The following is a 17111-nucleotide window of genomic DNA, read 5'->3' on the forward strand; positions in this document are numbered from 1 at the left end:
AGGCTCGAATTGGAATCTAGAGAGTCGAGTCAGAGTCGATCGCCATTTCATCGTCTCCGAATAGTGTCTCTTCCAGTTCCTTGCGTTGCTCCATCTGGCGCAAGAAATAGCCAGTCATCATTGCGGAGGCCAGCATGTTGGCCAGGTTGTCGCGATTGGAGGTCACTTTTACCTCAAACTGTTCACCGGGAAGCATTCCCAGCAATCCCTGAACGTTGTGGCGAATGATGTCCTGAATGTCAGGGCTGGCCGATTTGGCCACGCGTTGCAGCACATCTGGAGATTGATCCTGCAGGTACTGAATCAGGCCATTGACGGGCTGACCCTCCTGGTTATCGGTGGTCAGAAACTCAGGGTTAAACATCCCATCGCCCTCTTTCATGTGCCTGACCCTATCGCAGCTGTGCTCTTCGTCACTGAAGCGTCGGGTCGAGAGAACCGAATCGGACCGAACCTGTTGAGCGGCCAGTAGCGCAGGATTGCGGTGCCGATTACATCGGCTTCCGGCAGCGGGCCCCAGAGGTGGGAATCAAGGCTGGCATTGCGGTTGTCGCCCATCACCCAGAGCTCGTTGTCGGGCACAGTGACCGGGGCCATCGAATAGTCGATCGTTTCATTCAGCCAGGGCTCATCCACGGCCTCACCGTTGCGCCTGAGCTGGCCATCACGCACTTCCAGTAGGTCTCCAGGCCTGCCCACCACCCGCTTGATCAAGGCAGCATCCCGGTCATAGCCGGCCTGCACCAGTGGCTCAGGAACCTTGAACACCACGATGCTGTTCAGGGGCAGCGCTTGGTGACGCACCCGGTCGAAGCGTGGACTTAGTTTCTCCACCAGGATCCGGTCCTGCAGTTGCAATGTGGGCAGCATCGATCCGGATGGAATCCAGCGCGGCTCCACCACGATCCAGCGCAGCAGTAGTGCCAGTAGCACCCAGATCAGCAAGGAGCGCCAGCTCCCCTGACGTTTCGTGGAGTCGGCGGACGGGTCGCTCATCAGCAGCGTCAGCAATGAGGGTTGGCCTTGACCGAGGATCGCATCAGCCTCGTCATCAGGTCTGAGTCACGCCGCCGACAATCTTGCTGCAGCGATCGGTCTGCTGTTGTGCCTGCAGCGGCAAGGCCTGGAGCGCTTGGTGCTTTGCCCTGGCAGTCGTTCCGCACCACTGGCGCTAGCGGCGGGTGGCCTGGCTGAACGGGGATTGCTGACGCTGACCACGGCCATTGATGAGCGCTCAGCTGCGTTTCATGCCCTTGGCATGGCGGCCGCATCCGGGCGTGCAGTGGCTGTGATCACCACCTCTGGCACTGCGGTGGCCAATCTGCTGCCCGCTGCGGTGGAGGCCGACCGTTCAGCGCTGCCCTTGCTGTTGCTCACTGCCGATCGTCCGCAAAGGCTCAAGAACTGCGGCGCCAACCAGACGGTCAATCAGGAGGACTTTCTGGCGTCGGTTTGTCGCGCGTTCATGACTGGACCCGTCGATGGCCTGCACCGGCTGTCGCAGGCCCAGCTGCAAGCACTGGCGAACAAGGCCTGGGAGCAAACGCTTCAGCATCCCGGGCCGGTGCACCTCAATCTCCCCTTCGAGGAGCCTCTGAATCCCAGCCGCGAAGACCAGCAGCAGGCCTGGTCTGGTTGGGATTTCGCTCTGAATCAGCAGCGGCAGCTTCGCCGGCCACCGGCATCCGCTGCTACCCGGCCAAGCGATGGCTTCAATTGGTCCCGTCCCGGCGTGGTGGTGGCCGGACCCTGGCGAGGCCTGGAAGCCGATAAGCCCGCCTATCAGCAGGCACTCAGGGCGCTGGCTGAGTGCAGTGGTTGGCCGGTGCTGGCCGATCAGCTGGCTGCGATTCCTGCTGATCTGCCCCATTTGATCCGCCACTGGGAACTGCTGTTGCCGCAGTTCCTGCCTGCTGCTGAAGCAGGCCTTCAGGTGCTGCGGCTGGGTCCACTCCCTGCCAGCCGGCGACTGGAGAGCTGGTTACGCAGTCTTGGTACGGGCCAGCTGTTGATCAGCGAGGGCGAACCCCGCTGCCTGGATCCGCTCGGCTTGTCGCGGCAGTTCAGTAAAGGCCTGGTGTCCTGGTGGAACGCCATCAGCATCGATGCTTGCTTCAGTCCGTCCGGCTCGCGGCCGCTGATCACGGCCTGGATTGAGGCTGATGCCCAGGTGCAACGCGTTCTGGATCAGCACTTGACGGCTGCAGGCGGCGTCAGCGAGCCCGCACTGATGAAGGCCCTGCCTGAACTGTTGCCGCTTGGGATGCCGCTGATGCTCGCCGCCAGCAGTCCTGTGCGCGACTGGCAGACCTTCGCAGCTGCCGATCTTGGCTCACGTCGTTGTTTCAGCTTCCGCGGGGCGTCCGGCATCGACGGCACCCTTTCGCTGGCTCTTGGTCTGGCCCGCGTTCAGGGGCCCACCGTGCTGATCTGCGGTGATCTGGCACTGCAGCACGACAGCAATGGCTGGCTGCTGGCCAGCGAGGCCTCACCACCTCTTCTGGTGCTGCTGATCGATAACGCCGGTGGCGGCATCTTTGACCAGCTGCCGATTGCTTCCGTTGCATCCAACGCGTTGGATCAGTTGTTTGCTATGCCTCAGCGCCATGACCCTCTGGCTCTGGCAGCGGCCCATGCAGTGCCCGCTCGCCAGCTAACCCGGCTCGAGGACCTGCCTTCAGCTCTGGAGTGGGGATTGGCGCAGCAGCGCACGGCACTGCTGCGTGTTTGCACCGATCGATCCGCCGATGCCGAGCTGCGTCGTCAGCTGCGTGAGATCACGGCCGCCGCACTGCAGCAGTCGCGGGGCGGTACAACGGAGGCCTGATCGTCGTCGCTGCTATGGCTGAGTCGTTCCCCCGCGCGGTCTTGCCCGGTGATCCAGGGGTGACGTGGCAGCCCTGGGGCCAATACGAGGATGTGCTGCTCGATCGCTGCGAATCAGGCATCGCCAGGGTTGCCATCAATCGACCGCAGAAACGCAATGCCTTTCGCCCGCGCACCGTGGCAGAGCTCTGCGATGCCTTCGCCCGCATTCGCGATGACAGCAGCATCGGTGTGGTGCTGTTCACCGGCGTTGGCCCTGCAGACGATGGCGGCTATGCCTTCTGCGCTGGCGGTGATCAGAGCGTCCGCGGTGACGGCGGCTACCTCGATGAACAGGGTCTTGCCCGCCTCAATGTTCTTGATCTACAGCGGATGATCCGCAGCCTGCCCAAGGTGGTGATCGCTCTGGTGGCTGGCTATGCGATCGGTGGCGGCCAGGTGCTGCATCTGCTCTGCGACCTCAGCCTGGCGGCAGACAATGCCGTGTTTGGTCAGACCGGACCACGGGTTGGCAGCTTCGATGGCGGATTCGGCGCCGGTTATCTGGCCCGGGTGGTGGGTCAGCGCAAGGCTCGGGAGATCTGGTTTCTCTGCCGTCGTTATGGCGCTGAGCAGGCGCTCACCATGGGTCTGGTGAATGCTGTGGTTCCTTTGCAAGAGCTCGAGGCCGAGGGTGTGCGCTGGGCGCAGGATGTGTTGCAGCACAGTCCTACGGCGATTCGCTGTCTCAAAGCTGCCTTCAATGCCGAGACCGATGGGCTGGCTGGGCTTCAGGAGTTGGCGGGGCAGGCCACCCATCTTTTTTATCGAACCGAGGAGGGCCAGGAGGGTCGCAACGCCTTCCTCGAGAAGCGAGATCCTGATTTCTCTGCTTCTCCCTGGTTGCCCTAGCTAAACAAGGAGAAATCCCCCGCTCTGCGTAGCGATGCCGGTTCGCATTCCCTTCGTTTCAGGCCTTCCGGCTTTGGCCCCCCTGCTGTTGTTGCTGCCTGGTGTCGCGCTGTCTGTTGAAACAGAGTCCAGTAAGAGCGCTTCTGCGGCTCACACTGTCGCGGCTGAAACGGCTGCCGCTCCCTCCGCCAAGCGCGAACCGGATCCCATTCCTCCCCTGGCAGCAGCCGTTTCGGATGCTGAATCGATGCAACGGGTTCCCGATGATCTGCTGCAGCGGGTGGGGTTGCAGCTGGTGCTGGATCGTCAACATCGCCAGCTGCTTGTCTTGCACGACGGTGTGCTCACCCGCCGCTTTCCTGCTGCGGTCGGCACCGTGGGCTGGGAAACACCTGCGGGGCGATTCAGCGTGATGCAGAAGGTCAAGAAACCTGTGTGGACCCATCCGGTCAACGGCAAGAAGCTGGGCCCGGATGATGCGACCAACCCACTTGGCAGCCGCTGGATTGGCTTCTACCGCGATTGCAAAGGCCGTGAAGGCTGGGATGGAGAGCAATACCTCGATATCGATGGCTGCACGGTTGCTGGCTTCCACGGCACCCCCTATCGCTGGACGGTGGGTCGCGCTGTGTCCCACGGATGTGTGCGTCTTTACGAGGAGAACGTGCAGGAGATCTTCGAGCTGGTGCGTGTCGGAACTCCGGTCACCGTGCTGCCCTGATCGGCCTGAATACAGGGGGGGATTGCGCTTACAGTCGCGCCGCTTAGCCGGATCGATCGTCCATGCGTGTGCTGTTTGCCGCCGCCGAATGTGCACCCATGGTGAAGGTGGGCGGTATGGGCGATGTGGTCGGCTCCCTGCCTCCCGCTCTGGCCCAGCTCGGCCACGACGTGCGCCTGATCATGCCTGGCTACAGCAAGCTCTGGAGCCAGCTCGAGATTCCCGCTGAACCGATCTGGCGCGCCCAGACCATGGGCACTGAATTTGCAGTGTTCGAGACCCGCCATCCCACCAATGGCCTTCCCCTTTACCTGGTGGGTCATCCCGTGTTCGATCCGGAGCGGATCTACGGCGGCGAAGACGAAGACTGGCGTTTCACCTTCTTCGCCAGTGCGGCGGCGGAATTCTCCTGGAATGTGTGGAAGCCCCAGGTGTTGCATTGCCATGACTGGCACACCGGGATGATCCCGGTCTGGATGCATCAAGACCCTGAAATCAGCACGGTCTTCACCATCCACAACCTTAAATACCAGGGGCCCTGGCGCTGGAAGCTGGATCGCATGACCTGGTGCCCCTGGTACATGCAGGGTGATCACACCATGGCGGCAGCACTGCTCTACGCAGAAGGTGTCAATGCCGTGTCGCCAACCTACGCGCAGGAGATCCGCACGTCCGAATACGGCGAAAAACTCGAGGGGTTGCTGAACTATATCTCCGGCAAGCTGCGCGGCATTCTCAATGGCATCGATCTAGAGGCATGGAACCCCGCCACAGACAAGACCCTGCCAGCGAATTACAGCGCTGATGATCTCAGCGGAAAGCTGGTTTGCAAGAGCGTTCTGCAGGAGCGGATGGGGCTTGAAGTGCGCGATGATGCCTTTGTCTTAGGCATGGTGACGCGCCTGGTTGATCAGAAAGGCGTTGATCTGCTCCTTCAGGTTGCCGATCGACTTCTGGCTTACACCGATACCCAGATCGTTGTGCTTGGGACCGGTGAGCGTGGCCTGGAGTCCGGTCTGTGGCAGCTTGCCTCTCGCCATCCGGGCAGGGTTTCGGTTTTCCTCACCTACGACGATGCACTCTCCCGGCTGATCTACGCCGGCAGTGATGCCTTCCTGATGCCGAGTCGTTTTGAACCCTGCGGCATCAGTCAGCTCAATGCCATGCGTTACGGCAGTGTGCCTGTTGTCCGCAAGGTGGGCGGACTGGTGGACACCGTGCCGCCGCATGATCCCCGCAATGCTGTGGGGACAGGCTTCTGTTTTGATCGCTTTGAAGCTGTCGACTTCTACACAGCGCTGGTGCGCGCCTGGGAGGCCTACCGCCATCAGGACAGTTGGACACAGCTCCAGCTGCGAGGCATGCGTGAGGACTACAGCTGGGCGCGCTCGGCCCTGGAGTACGACCAGATGTACAGGGATGTCTGTGGTCTGAAGGAACCCGGCCCCGATGCGGCAGCTGTCGAGCGGTTCTCTCAGGGCCAGGACGCTGATCCATCACGCGACAGAGCCTTTGAACCGCAGTCCGAAGAAGCTCCGCAAGCGGAAGCCCGCGGTCGTGGCAGTCGCAACCCCCTGGCCCGTTTGCTGCGTCAGCCGCGCTCCTAAAACCAGCGCATCGCCGTCAGGACAGGCCATGATGGTGATGGGCTTGGTGCGCACCAACTGGGCGGCACTCGGTTTCCATGTCCCAACGCTTGAGTGATGCAGGATCAGGACGCAAGGGACGAACGTTCGCTTCCGGCTCCTTACCAGAGTCCGTGGGAAGCCTTGCGTCAGGACCTTCCCGCTGCAGCTGCTGATCTGCGCTTGCGCTTGCAGGAACTCTGGCGACGCAACCGCGAAGGTGATCTATTCACGCCTGGTTTTTGGCCGCAGGATCTGGCTCCTCTGTTCTGGCCTGTTGCGCTGGCCGTTGTGCTGCTGGCTCTTGGTTTCGTCCAGCTGCGTGCAGCGTTGAGCGGCAATGATCCAGACCCTGTTCCAGCTGTCGAACGCATTCGCACAACTCCCTTGCCTGAGGCCCGGCCGCTTGTGTCCGCGCCAGAGATCGTGCCGGATGCTGCTGATCCAGCACAGATGTCAAAGCCAACGTCTCCTCCACAAGCGCCGATTCAGCCCGCGTCACCTGAGCCTGTCGCTCTCCAACTCCCTGAGCCGGAGCTCCCGATCCTTCAGGTCGATCCTTTGTTGAACCTGCTGGAGCAAGTGGACGCCGACGCTGCAGCTCCAGCAGGCTTGTTGCTGTCTGCACGTCCTGTGCCTGCTGAGAATGCTGCGGTGCTGGTTGTGGATGCAGATCTGTGGTCTGAATTGCCGCAGGCTCTCCGCCGCGAACGCGCTGAAAGCTGGTGGGCCACTCTGCAGGACCAGGGCTATGACGCCATCACCCTCGAAGATGTCGATCAGCATCTGCTCGCCAGGCCAGCCCGGGTGGGCGGCGGCATGATCATGTTTGATCCGTTGCCTTCGCCATGACGCTGCAGCTTGCCCAGCTTGTGCAGCTTTGGGGGAATCCCGAAATCAGCGGAGCAACGTCAGCTCATTTGCAGGTCGAGCTCGGGCCTGTCTGCACTGACAGTCGCCAGCTGCAACCGGGTGAGTTCTTCATCCCCTTGCGCGGTGAACGCTTTGACGGACATACCTTTTTGAACCAAGCCGCGCAGCTGGGAGCGCAAGCCGCAGTTGTGGCCAGTGACTGGAACGAGCCCCTGCCGGAGGATCTTCTGCACTGGAGGGTGGAGGACACACTCTGGGCTTATCAGCAGCTGGCCACGCTGCACAGGCGTCAGCTCAAGGCAAGTGTGGTGGCCGTGACCGGTTCAGCGGGTAAGACAACGACCCGTGAGCTGATCCGAGCAACGCTGGCGCCTCTTGGAGATGTTCAAGCCACGGTCAGCAACAACAACAACGACATTGGCGTGCCGCTCACCCTGATGGGTGCGCATCAAGACCATGCTGCTGTGGTGGTGGAAATGGGCATGCGCGGCCTGGGTGAGATTGAACGTCTCTCCCGTTGTGCTGAGCCGGATATTGTCGTGATCACCAACATCGGTACGGCACACATCGGTCGGCTTGGCAGTCGTGAGGCCATCGCCACGGCCAAGTGTGAGATCACTGCCGCTTTGGCCCCCCAGGGAGTGGTTGTGATTCCAGCGGGAGATCCCCTGTTGGAACAAGCACTGTCGCGATGCTGGAGTGGCCGCACGTTGCGGGTTGCCCTTGAAGGTGACATCGCCGCTGACCTGCCGGAGAGTGATTGTCCTGCACCCGATCTGATCGGTGTTCATGATCCACAGCAGGGTCTGCTCAGCCTGAAGGGTCTGCGCTTCTCCTGTCCGCTGGAGGGTCGTCACAATGCCTGCAACCTGATGCTGGCTCTGGCGGTGGCCTCAGAACTCGGTGTTCCCCTGCCGGATCTTCAGCACCTCAAGGTGACCGTTCCCGGTGGCCGTAACCGGCGCCTGAGTATCGGCACACTCACTGTTCTCGATGAGACCTACAACGCTTCCCCGGAAGCCGTGCTTGCAGCTCTGGATCTCCTGGCACAGCAGAGCGGTCGGCGATTCGCCGTACTCGGCACCATGCTCGAGCTCGGCGCCAGCAGCATCGAGCTGCATCAGGCCGTGGTCTCCAGAGCCGTCCAGCTCGGACTGGATGGTCTGGTGGCGGTGGCGTCGGGTGAGGAGGCCGCTGCCATGCAGCGAGCGGCGACCTCTCTCGAGCGATTTGCTCTTGTGGAGTCGCCCGAATTGGCTGCAGAGCCTCTCAATCACTGGTTGCAGCCTGGCGATACGCTGTTGCTCAAAGCCAGCCGCGGAGTTGCTCTTGAGCGACTGATCCCTTTTCTTCAGCAACCCTGAGGGTTGCGGTTTAGGCCGCCATCACTCCTGATTGTGTGTCTTCGCAGCGAATCAGATCGATGGCATGGGGGTGGTTTCGGATGTAGAGAACCGACTCCATGGCAAGAACTCTGGCCTCAAACGCATCACCGGCGTAGTAACAGGATTCGATCTGTCGGCTGCTGGCGTCGCGATAACGCACCGTGTAGCGCTTGTGATCGTTCATGGATCCAGTGATGGATGCACCCAAAGTCCCGCATGATCAGCATCAGGCCATCGGCATCACCTGAAGACAATCAGTGGATTCGGACAGTGGATTCGGATCAGTTTTGCGCGTTGATGTTGCCTACAACAAGGATTGCCAACCGTTCAATTGGCGTTTGAGATCATTGTTTTGAGTTGATCAGGTTGCGGCAGTTCGATATCGCCTCCTTCCGCGATGGCGCGCGACGAAGTCACACCAAGATTGCCGAGGCTGCCGTCGCTGGTCATGCGCTCAAGCACATCCTCGGCAACGAGAAGATCGAAACCTTTGAGCACCTCACTGTTGTTGCAGGTCCAGGATCTGAGTGCCGAACAAACGTTCAGATCGGCATTGAGAACAATCTTCGACGGCATCGATGCTCAGGGGAGAGGTCGGACGTCAGAAACTGGCTTGGCTGTGGAGTCGAGCTCCACCCTTCTCTGACAATCTGTCGGGTTGGATCGATGGCAGATGCGCCATCAACGACACCCTTGTTGGTAGTGGATCAAACGTTCAGCGTCAGCTGATGATGGAGGCCGACAGATCCCAAAAGTGATGAGATTTCCTCCGTTCTGAGATTGGCTCTATGACTTGGCCGCAGTCCAGTTGTCTTTCATCGTCTGCTTGGCGCGTCCAATCGCGAGAGCTCCATCAGCAACGTTCTTGGTGAGGGTTGAACCGGCCGCCACGGTGACACTCTTCCCAAGGGTGATCGGTGCCACCAGCACTGAGTTGGCTCCTGTTTTGCTGTTGTCGCCGATCACGGTGCGGTGTTTGTTCACGCCGTCGTAGTTGGCCGTGATCGTGCCAGCGCCCACATTCACATTGCTCCCCAGCTCGGCATCGCCTATATAGCTGAGGTGATTCACTTTGCTGCCATTGGCAATGGTGCTCTTTTTCACCTCAACGAAATTGCCGATCTTGCAGTCATCGCCGATGGCCGCAGCGGGCCGGAGGTGGGCGAACGGTCCAACTGCAGTGTTGCTTCCTACCTCGGCCTTGTTGATCACCGAGTGCAGCACGCTGACACCGTCCCCAAGCACCGCATCCTCCAGAAGGCTCCCGGGTCCGAGTCGGCAGTTGTCGCCGATCTGGCAAGCGCCGCGCAGGTGTGTTTGAGCTTCGATCACCACATCGCGACCGAACTGGCAGGTTTCACTCAGGCTGCAGCTGTTCGGATCCACAAAGGTGACCCCCTCATTCATCCAGTGTTCTTTGAGGCGCTGCTGCAACAGGGCTTCGCATTGGGCCAGCTGGCGCCGGTTATTTATGCCGTTCACTTCATCAGAATCCTGCACTTCCAGGTGCATGGCCCGATCGAGCATGCCAACGGTGTCGGTGAGGTACAACTCGCCCTGGTCGTTGTCAGTGCTCAGCGTCGGCAGCACGGCCGCGAGCTTGCGCCAGTTGAAGCAGTAGATGCCTGCATTGGTGAGGTTGTTGCAGCGTTGTTCCTCATTGCAGTCGCGATGCTCAACGATGGCGCTCACCAGGCCATCGGCAGTTGCAAAAACGCGGCCATAGCCCGTGGGGTCGTCCAGTCGTGCAGTCAGCAGGGTCACATCGGCTCCACTGCTCCGGTGTGTGGCCACCAACTGATTTATGGTTTCAGCACGCAGCAGCGGAACGTCGCCATTCAGCACCAATAGCTCCCCCTCAAAACCCTGCAATGGCGTCAACAGCTGTTGCACGGCATGGCCCGTGCCGTTCTGAGGATCCTGCAACACAAATTCCAGCCCACCGATAGGGCTCAGCTGCTGTTCAACACGAGCGGCCTGATGGCCAACGATCAGGATTCGACGCTCAGGCTGCAGATTGCCGGCGCTTGCCAGAACCCGCTCCACCAGAGTGGCGCCAGCCAGCGGCTGCAGCACCTTTGGCAGTGCACTCTTCATGCGGGTGCCTTTGCCTGCGGCCAGAACAGCGACAGCGAGCATGAACAGCAATGCGAATCGGGCGGAATCTACCGGGATCCAGTGGCTTCAGCCCAGCAGAACGGTTCTTGGTCTCTTCAACGGCCGACCAGGGTGCAACTGGGTTGACGGATCAAGGCATGGGCCCGTTGACGGGTGCAGTCCATCGGTTGGAGCACTGTGCTGAGGCGCTCGTCGTCGTGCAGGGCTTCAAGAACCAGAAGACTGCCGTAAAAGACGATCTGAAATGTCCAGGCGTCGAAGCCGGACAGGGTGAAAGTCATGGCAGAAATGCACATCACTGCATTCAGCCTGGACCTTCATGGGCCCGAAGTCGACGATGTCTTGAACTCCCCACCATCAATCAACAGAAATGACCATCAAGATCCCGCCAATGGCCTTGTTTTTCCTACGGGCGAAAGTTGATCTCAGCGGTGAAAACAGTCTGATCAGGCATTTTAATTCAGCCTGTACAACCGGTTTTTGATGTCGCTCCAGCCTGGAAAATCCAGACCTGGTTCTTCGTTTCAGGATCACACTCAGCTGATATCTGAACTTTGCTATGGGGTTTTGTTCATCATCCAGCGACGCTGCCAGGCACTGGTGCTCTCCAGATCACAGCACTGCTGCTCGAGCCTTCGTCGTTGCTGGATGCTCTCGGCCTGATCAACACCCTCGGGATCTCGATAGGGCACTGACGCTCTGGTGTTGAGGTGTTCTTCTTCCATGGCACTCAGTGCAGTCCAACCAGGCCCTTCCTTCGCCAATGGGTCTGAGGCGAGGGGTTTCACTGCCAGGGTGCCGGCGCTCCATCCGATCCGATGTTGTGTTGCTGGACGCAGTGATCGAAGTGTCAGTCCTGCACGCCGCAGGCTGCTTCTCACGGCGGCGGCTCTGCAGTAGGTGAGCAGGCGCCCTCCCGGTGCCAGGCGGCTGGCCAAAGCTCCCAGGAATTCCTCGCTCCAGAGCTGTGGACAGCGCCCAGGAGAGAAGGCATCAAGGAGGATCAGGTCCATTTGACACCTGCTGGAAAGAGCCTTCAGGTTTTGGCGCGCATCGCCCCAAAGCATCGTTCCTTGGCCCCCTTTGTCACGCCAGCTGCTGCTCTTGTGAAGCTGTTCAAGCCTCTGCAGAACGTCGCTGGGCCACAGGTCACAAAACGGTTGGTGATTCAGTGCCAATGCAAGGGGCCGCGGGTCAACGTCCAACCCCCACCACTGCACCCAGGGTGGGCTGGTGGGAGGTAGTGCAGCCATCACGGCCGCGCTGTTGTACCCCAACCCGAAGCAGACATCGAGCAGCTTGAGCTCGCTCGTTTGCGAGAACCGTCCCAGCTCGGCGGGGCGGACAAATTTCGTTTCCGTTTCCTCCAGGGCTCCTGCGGAGCTGTGAAACGCCTCATCAAAGTGATCGCTGTGAAGACTCAGACTTCCGTCAGCCGTTTCGAGCGCCCTGAGTTGCCCGAGCGGATGGGTCAACGCTGCAATCGATCGAGATCGGTCCAGAAGCTGGGGTAGCTGACGGCTGCGGCTTCACTGCGCGTCAGGGTTGAATCACCCTTGGCCATCAGGGCTGCCACCGCGAGACTCATGGCCACGCGATGGTCGGTCTCGCTATCGAGTTGTGCAGCTTTCAGTGGTCGACCCCCACGGATGGTGAGTCCGTCGGGATGCTCATCAATGTCTGCGCCCATGGCTTTCAGTTGGCGTGCCATCACCGCCAATCGGTCTGTTTCTTTCACTCTCAGTTCAGCCGCTCCAGTGATCTGGCTTTCGCCATCGCAGAAGCATGCCGCCACGCTCAAGATCGGAACTTCATCCACCAAGCGCGGCATGATCTCCTCTCCAAACTGGAAGGGTTTCAGTGATCCGTGCGTGACACGCAGATCCCCCACCGGTTCGCCTGCCACATCACGCTGATTGATCACTTCGATCTTGGCTCCCATCTGTTCCAGAACCTCCAGCACTCCAGTGCGGGTTGGATTCAGGCCCACATTTTCAACGGTCAGATCAGCACCGGGCACCAGGGCGCCGGCGATCAGCCAAAACGCTGCTGAGCTGATGTCACCTGGCACCACAACATGCTGTCCCTTCAGCTGTGCGCCGGGGCGAACGGTGATGTGTCGACCCATCTCTCCACCTACATCCAGGTCGGCACCAAAGGCCTTGAGCATTCGTTCGCTGTGATCGCGGGAGTGTGCAGGCTCAATCACCGTGCTGGTTCCATCCGCCGTCAGTGCTGCGAGCAGCAAGGCGGATTTCACCTGTGCACTGGCGACGGGGGTGCCGACAACGGCACCGCGCAGCTTGCATCCCTGCACAGCCAGGGGAGCGAAGTTGCCCTGCCCGCGTCCGCGCACGTCGGCCCCCATCATTGAGAGCGGTTGCCCAACGCGTTGCATGGGTCTCCGTTTGAGGGAATCATCCCCGCTCAGCACAAAATGTCGGCCATCTCGTCCCGCCAGTAACCCGAGCATCAGGCGCATGGTGGTGCCTGAATTCCCGCAGTCGAGCACTTCACTAGGCTCCTTCAAACCATCCAGACCAACGCCTTGAACAGTGATGATCTCCCCGTCGGCGACAGGACTGATCTCCGCTCCCATCGCTCTGAGGCAGGCTGCCGTACTAATCGGATCCTCTGCGGGCAGCAGGCCCTCAATGGTGGTTTGGCCTTCAGCAATGGCTCCAAACAGCAAGGCCCGATGAGAGATCGATTTATCTCCAGGAACCCTTACGTGACCCCTGAGAGTTCCGCCGGATCTCAGTTGGCGGACATCTCCTGGGGTTCCCGGCACGTTCTCTTATGGCTTGGTGATCGAATTCTATGAGTCGTTTTGCTCCAGGACCAGTTCGGACCTTGGGTTGATTGAAGCCACCAACCTTGTTTAATCAACTTCAGATTTTCTGGAAACGATTGGGTCAATCCCAATTCAAGTATTAAAGGAGGAGTTTGAAAAATTTATTTGAGCTGGTCAATAAAGTGCTATAGCATCAATGAATGATCTTGAATTAATTGCAGCGATTAGTCTCGTCAGAAGATCTCTATCCGAATGGCTTGTTTCGGCTTGAAAATTTAGTTATTGACAATTAAAGCTTGTTTTAAAATTATTTATCGCGACAGCTGCTGTCTTGGAAAAGATATTCTGAATTCATTTGACATTTGAGTCGGTGCTGGGGGGTCAAGATAGAGCAACTTTTTTGGCAATCAAAATATTGAGCTCATCACGATAATTACGAGCTGCTTGCCAATCTTTCCTTTTAACTGCTTTGTTATAAGCATTGATGAGTTGTTGCCGATGAAGTTCGTGAGTAGCGTCCATGCTTTATTTCATGCTTCGGATAATTTATGGATTGTTTTGAAGGTTTGGGCGAAGTTCTGATGCTCTGCAGGGTGATTAATGAGCCTGAGCGTTTGTTTGGGTTGTCGCTGATCGAATGGTGAATGGTTTAGAGCCATGGCGCTGGTGTCTTGCTTGGACCCGTTCTGGAAGTGACTGGATTTACGAGCAGGAGCTTCATTTGTCACCAGGGTGTTCGGTTTGTGGATTGGCGATCGTGATTCGTCTCAAGCGCTCGATCGCTGCATCCAGCGAGCAAAAAATTTTTGCGCAGGTGCTCGGTGCCGCGCGGCTGCCCCGGACTTGAAATTCGATTCATTTCTATTAAATGCAGTGAGGTCAAGGGACCTGAGCGTTTCTTGTGCCCCTCTCTGCATCGCAGTCATGGCTTTCCAGTCCAGATTGAGGTGTCGGAATATCTGGTTTTCTGCGCTAAGCGAGCTGGCCTGATCCTGCTGGAAATGTTCTTTCGCCAACGTTTCTGGGCTTCAGCTCTCTGTTGTTTCTCGTCCTGACTGCTTTTTGGGTAGCGGAGTCGCTTTCTGTGCGTTTTAATACGGTGCGAGGCAAATGCCTCTTCCTCTTTTATTGGTGTGAGGATCAATGAAACTGTTCAAGCAACTGCTTGTTGCTCCTGCTGCTCTGGGCCTGCTGGCTCCAATTGCTGCTGGTGCAACTGAAGTCAATGTTGCCGGTGTTTCCGACTACGCAAATGTGTCTGCTGACGCAGTTGCTGTGGATCAGGTCACCAGCATCACCCAGTTCTCCGATGTCTACCCGACTGACTGGGCTTATCAGGCTCTCAGCAACCTGATCGAGCGCTACGGCTGCGTCGCTGGCTACCCCAACGGCACCTACCGCGGCAACCGTGCAATGACCCGCTTTGAAGCGGCTGCACTGCTCAACGCCTGCCTCGACCGCGTCACCGAAGTGACCGACGAGCTCAAGCGTCTGATGAAGGAGTTCGAAAAGGAACTCGCCATCGTGAAGGGCCGTGTTGACGGTCTTGAAGCCCGCGTCGGTGAACTGGAAGCAACTCAGTTCTCCACGACAACCAAGCTGAAAGGCAAGGTTGACATGGTTCTGGGTGGTATTTCCTATGGCGGCGATGATGGCAACGCTGTCAACCATGGTCTGGGTGAAGGAGACAAGTACGTCGGTCAGGACGCTGTTACCTTCAACTACACCGCTCAGTTTGATCTGAATACCAGCTTCACTGGTAAGGACTTGCTGTACACCCGAATCAAGACCGGTAACTTCTCTAAGAACTTCTACGGTGGCGATGGAAACGGTCAGTCTGACCTGGCTGATCTCTCAGTTGGTAACTCCAACGGCGGCACACTGAAGGTCGACAAGATCTGGTACCAGTTCCCCATCGGCTCAAGCTTCACAGCTTATGTAGGTCCCAGAATTGAGTCCTACTACATGCTTGGATCTACTCCAAGCGTTTACCGCCAAATCCTCAAGCAATTCAAGCTTGGCGGTTACTACGGTGCCTATGGCGCCAGCACCTCAGCTGGTGCAGGTCTTGCTTGGAGACAGCAGAAGGACAACTTCTCTGATCCTAGATTCACTGTTTCCACCAGCTACAACGCATCTGAGGGTGACCACAGCTGTGTAAGAGGTAAAAGCTGTGGTGGCATCGGCACTAACGAATCCAGTGCTAGGTGGCTGACCCAGATTGCTTATGGCAGTCCTCAGTGGAACATTTCTGCTGCATATCAGTATGCTCAGGAAGGTGGTTTCAAGGGTTACGGAACTCCTAGTGGCGAAAAGAACGCCTATTGGACCGGTACTGGTTACTCCACAACCAGCTATGACTCCGTTAATTCGGTTGCATTGCGTGCATGGTGGCAGCCCACTGAATCTGGCTGGATGCCTAGCATCAGTGCTGGTTGGGGCCTGTCGTCCTTCTCATCTAACGATGATTTGACTGGTGCTGCTGGAGATGCTTCTTCTACATCCCAGAGCTGGTTCGTTGGTCTGAACTGGAAGGATGCATTCATGAAGGGCAACCTTCTTGGTGCTGCTATTGCTCAGTCTCACTTCACCACTCAAATTGAGGGCAGTGAGTACCCTGACGATGGCAACTATTCCATGGAGCTGTACTACCAGTTCCAAGTTACAGATAACATTTCTGTGACTCCCACCATCTTCTACCTGTCACGTCCCTATGGACAACTCACAGGTACCTCCGATAAGTGGGGTGGCAAGGGTGCTGAATCCTTCAACATGTTTGGCTACCTTGTCCAAACAACTTTCCGCTTCTGATTCGGAATTGTTAAATTCATCAAACTCCCTGCAAAGGGAGTTTTTTTTTGTCTATTTATGAGGTACAAAAAAAGAGACCCATTGGGTCTCTTTTCTCAAACTGTGGAAATCGCTCAGGAATTCACCAGCAATTTTCACCCTCGCCAATCGGCACGCAAAGATCTTCTTGAGCAGCCTTTTCTGCTGCTTTTTTGGCGTCGGCATCTTTTTTGGCTTCTGCATCGATGTCTTGGTCGGTGCTCCATTCCTGCATCCCACCGGTTGGAATGTCGGCTAATGCCGCGGGTACTGCAACTGCACTGCTTAGTGCTGTAGCGCCGGCAAGGAAAACGGAGAGAGTAGATCTCTTCATGTCAGAACGACTAAGTGATGGACAACTTTCATTTTAAGGAATGACCGATGCTTTTTCATGTGCCCAACGATCGCAGCAAATTCGTATAGGCAAGAAAAATGAGATCCAGTTCTTCGCTGCGACCATGTTTGGCCAGCAGTCCTTTAGCGCCACTATCCAGCTGAAACAGTGTGACGCGATCAATCTCATTTTTCAGATAGCTCTCGATCCAGCCCACACAAGCGATACGCACACCCTCCGTGACTGTGTTCACGCGATGCATCGATGTACTTGGGTAGATTACGATTTCTCCTTGTTCGAGCTCAAGATCAACCGAATCCATCACAGTATCAACTTCAAGAGATCCTCCTTTGAATTGATTGTGATCTGACAAGCATAAAGTGAAAGATAGATCGCTCCTGCCGCTGCTCATATAGGCATTGTCCACATGGCTTTCATAGCCTCCTCCTAAGCTTGTTTTGCTGATTAAAAAGCGATGGAGTTTTCGTGGCAGGCAAAAGCTTTTAATGGCCGGATGAGCCCACATCGCTTTTTGTACATAGGCATGAATCTCAGCTCTTAGGGGAGAGGATTGCTTGATTTGTTCATTTATTTTACCTGTTTTTGCTTGAGATCCTGCAGTTGTCTTTCCATCAATCCACTCCGCATCGCAAAGTTTTCTTAAAAGCTTTTCGCACTCTTCGTTGTTGAGCAATTGAAGCTTGATGTGGTTCAT

The 17111-nt window shown here is 57.7% G+C and carries 18 protein-coding genes; 7 read left to right on the forward strand and 11 right to left on the reverse strand.

Annotated elements, in window-relative coordinates; genetic code table 11:
• Positions 1-16: 16 nt before the first annotated feature.
• Positions 17-364 carry a DUF760 domain-containing protein gene (locus tag DXY37_RS07150; RefSeq protein ID WP_115126446.1) on the reverse strand — a complete coding sequence of 116 codons (348 nt, stop codon included), beginning with the start codon at positions 362-364 and terminating at the stop codon, positions 17-19.
• Between the two features lie 14 nt (positions 365-378).
• Positions 379-996 carry a signal peptidase I gene (gene lepB / locus DXY37_RS07155; protein WP_115126447.1) on the reverse strand — a complete coding sequence of 206 codons (618 nt, stop codon included), beginning with the start codon at positions 994-996 and terminating at the stop codon, positions 379-381.
• Positions 997-1096: 100 nt separating this feature from the next.
• Here lepB and menD point away from each other — a divergent pair, with 100 nt between their 5' ends.
• From menD to murF, 6 genes are all read left to right on the forward strand, one after another.
• The gene (gene menD, locus DXY37_RS07160; protein ID WP_170951846.1) at positions 1097-2827 is read left to right on the forward strand and encodes a 2-succinyl-5-enolpyruvyl-6-hydroxy-3-cyclohexene-1-carboxylic-acid synthase; all 1731 of its coding nucleotides are present in this window, start codon (positions 1097-1099) and stop codon (positions 2825-2827) included.
• 14 nt (positions 2828-2841) lie between these two features.
• Positions 2842-3717, forward strand: coding sequence for a 1,4-dihydroxy-2-naphthoyl-CoA synthase (menB, locus tag DXY37_RS07165; protein ID WP_115126046.1), 876 nt, complete (start codon positions 2842-2844; stop codon positions 3715-3717).
• A gap of 34 nt (positions 3718-3751) precedes the next feature.
• On the forward strand, positions 3752-4438 hold the full coding sequence (locus tag DXY37_RS07170) for a L,D-transpeptidase (protein WP_115126047.1): 687 nt from the start codon (positions 3752-3754) through the stop codon (positions 4436-4438).
• A 62-nt stretch (positions 4439-4500) separates the two neighbouring features.
• Positions 4501-6045 carry a glycogen synthase GlgA gene (gene glgA / locus DXY37_RS07175; protein WP_115126048.1) on the forward strand — a complete coding sequence of 515 codons (1545 nt, stop codon included), beginning with the start codon at positions 4501-4503 and terminating at the stop codon, positions 6043-6045.
• Between the two features lie 96 nt (positions 6046-6141).
• Positions 6142-6915, forward strand: a complete 774-nt coding sequence (locus DXY37_RS07180; protein WP_115126049.1) for a hypothetical protein — start codon at positions 6142-6144, stop codon at positions 6913-6915.
• Entirely contained in the window at positions 6912-8300 is a 1389-nt protein-coding gene (gene murF / locus DXY37_RS07185) for a UDP-N-acetylmuramoyl-tripeptide--D-alanyl-D-alanine ligase (protein WP_115126050.1), read from the forward strand. Before DXY37_RS07180 ends, murF begins: the two co-directional genes overlap by 4 nt.
• A 10-nt stretch (positions 8301-8310) precedes the next feature.
• On the opposite strand, the gene DXY37_RS07190 is transcribed toward murF, so the two are convergent.
• The 7 genes from DXY37_RS07190 to DXY37_RS13310 all read right to left on the reverse strand — a co-directional run bounded on the left by DXY37_RS07190 (position 8311) and on the right by DXY37_RS13310 (position 13755).
• Entirely contained in the window at positions 8311-8505 is a 195-nt protein-coding gene (locus DXY37_RS07190; protein WP_115126448.1) for a hypothetical protein, read from the reverse strand.
• Between the two features lie 143 nt (positions 8506-8648).
• Positions 8649-8897, reverse strand: a complete 249-nt coding sequence (locus DXY37_RS07195) for a hypothetical protein (protein WP_115126051.1) — start codon at positions 8895-8897, stop codon at positions 8649-8651.
• A 210-nt stretch (positions 8898-9107) separates the two neighbouring features.
• A complete protein-coding gene (glmU, locus tag DXY37_RS07205) occupies positions 9108-10460 on the reverse strand; it encodes a bifunctional UDP-N-acetylglucosamine diphosphorylase/glucosamine-1-phosphate N-acetyltransferase GlmU (protein WP_115126449.1) in 1353 nt (450 codons plus the stop codon).
• A gap of 74 nt (positions 10461-10534) precedes the next feature.
• Positions 10535-10720, reverse strand: a complete 186-nt coding sequence (locus DXY37_RS07210; RefSeq protein WP_066906656.1) for a hypothetical protein — start codon at positions 10718-10720, stop codon at positions 10535-10537.
• A 276-nt stretch (positions 10721-10996) separates the two neighbouring features.
• Complete coding sequence (locus DXY37_RS07215) at positions 10997-11914, reverse strand: tRNA (5-methylaminomethyl-2-thiouridine)(34)-methyltransferase MnmD (protein WP_244276951.1); 918 nt, start codon at positions 11912-11914, stop codon at positions 10997-10999.
• Positions 11911-13230 carry a 3-phosphoshikimate 1-carboxyvinyltransferase gene (aroA, locus tag DXY37_RS07220; RefSeq protein ID WP_115126054.1) on the reverse strand — a complete coding sequence of 440 codons (1320 nt, stop codon included), beginning with the start codon at positions 13228-13230 and terminating at the stop codon, positions 11911-11913. The genes DXY37_RS07215 and aroA overlap by 4 nt, the downstream gene beginning before the upstream one ends.
• A 384-nt stretch (positions 13231-13614) precedes the next feature.
• On the reverse strand, positions 13615-13755 hold the full coding sequence (locus tag DXY37_RS13310; RefSeq protein ID WP_170951813.1) for a hypothetical protein: 141 nt from the start codon (positions 13753-13755) through the stop codon (positions 13615-13617).
• A 621-nt stretch (positions 13756-14376) separates the two neighbouring features.
• Here DXY37_RS13310 and DXY37_RS07230 point away from each other — a divergent pair.
• Positions 14377-16044 carry an iron uptake porin gene (locus DXY37_RS07230; protein WP_115126056.1) on the forward strand — a complete coding sequence of 556 codons (1668 nt, stop codon included), beginning with the start codon at positions 14377-14379 and terminating at the stop codon, positions 16042-16044.
• 121 nt (positions 16045-16165) lie between these two features.
• Here DXY37_RS07230 and DXY37_RS13675 read toward each other — a convergent pair whose 3' ends face one another.
• Complete coding sequence (locus DXY37_RS13675; protein ID WP_256377369.1) at positions 16166-16297, reverse strand: hypothetical protein; 132 nt, start codon at positions 16295-16297, stop codon at positions 16166-16168.
• A gap of 154 nt (positions 16298-16451) precedes the next feature.
• Positions 16452-17111, reverse strand: a complete 660-nt coding sequence (locus DXY37_RS07240) for a Fe2+-dependent dioxygenase (RefSeq protein ID WP_115126058.1) — start codon at positions 17109-17111, stop codon at positions 16452-16454.

This window comes from Synechococcus sp. GEYO (genome assembly GCF_900473955.1).
Classification (GTDB): Bacteria; Cyanobacteriota; Cyanobacteriia; order PCC-6307; family Cyanobiaceae; genus Synechococcus_C.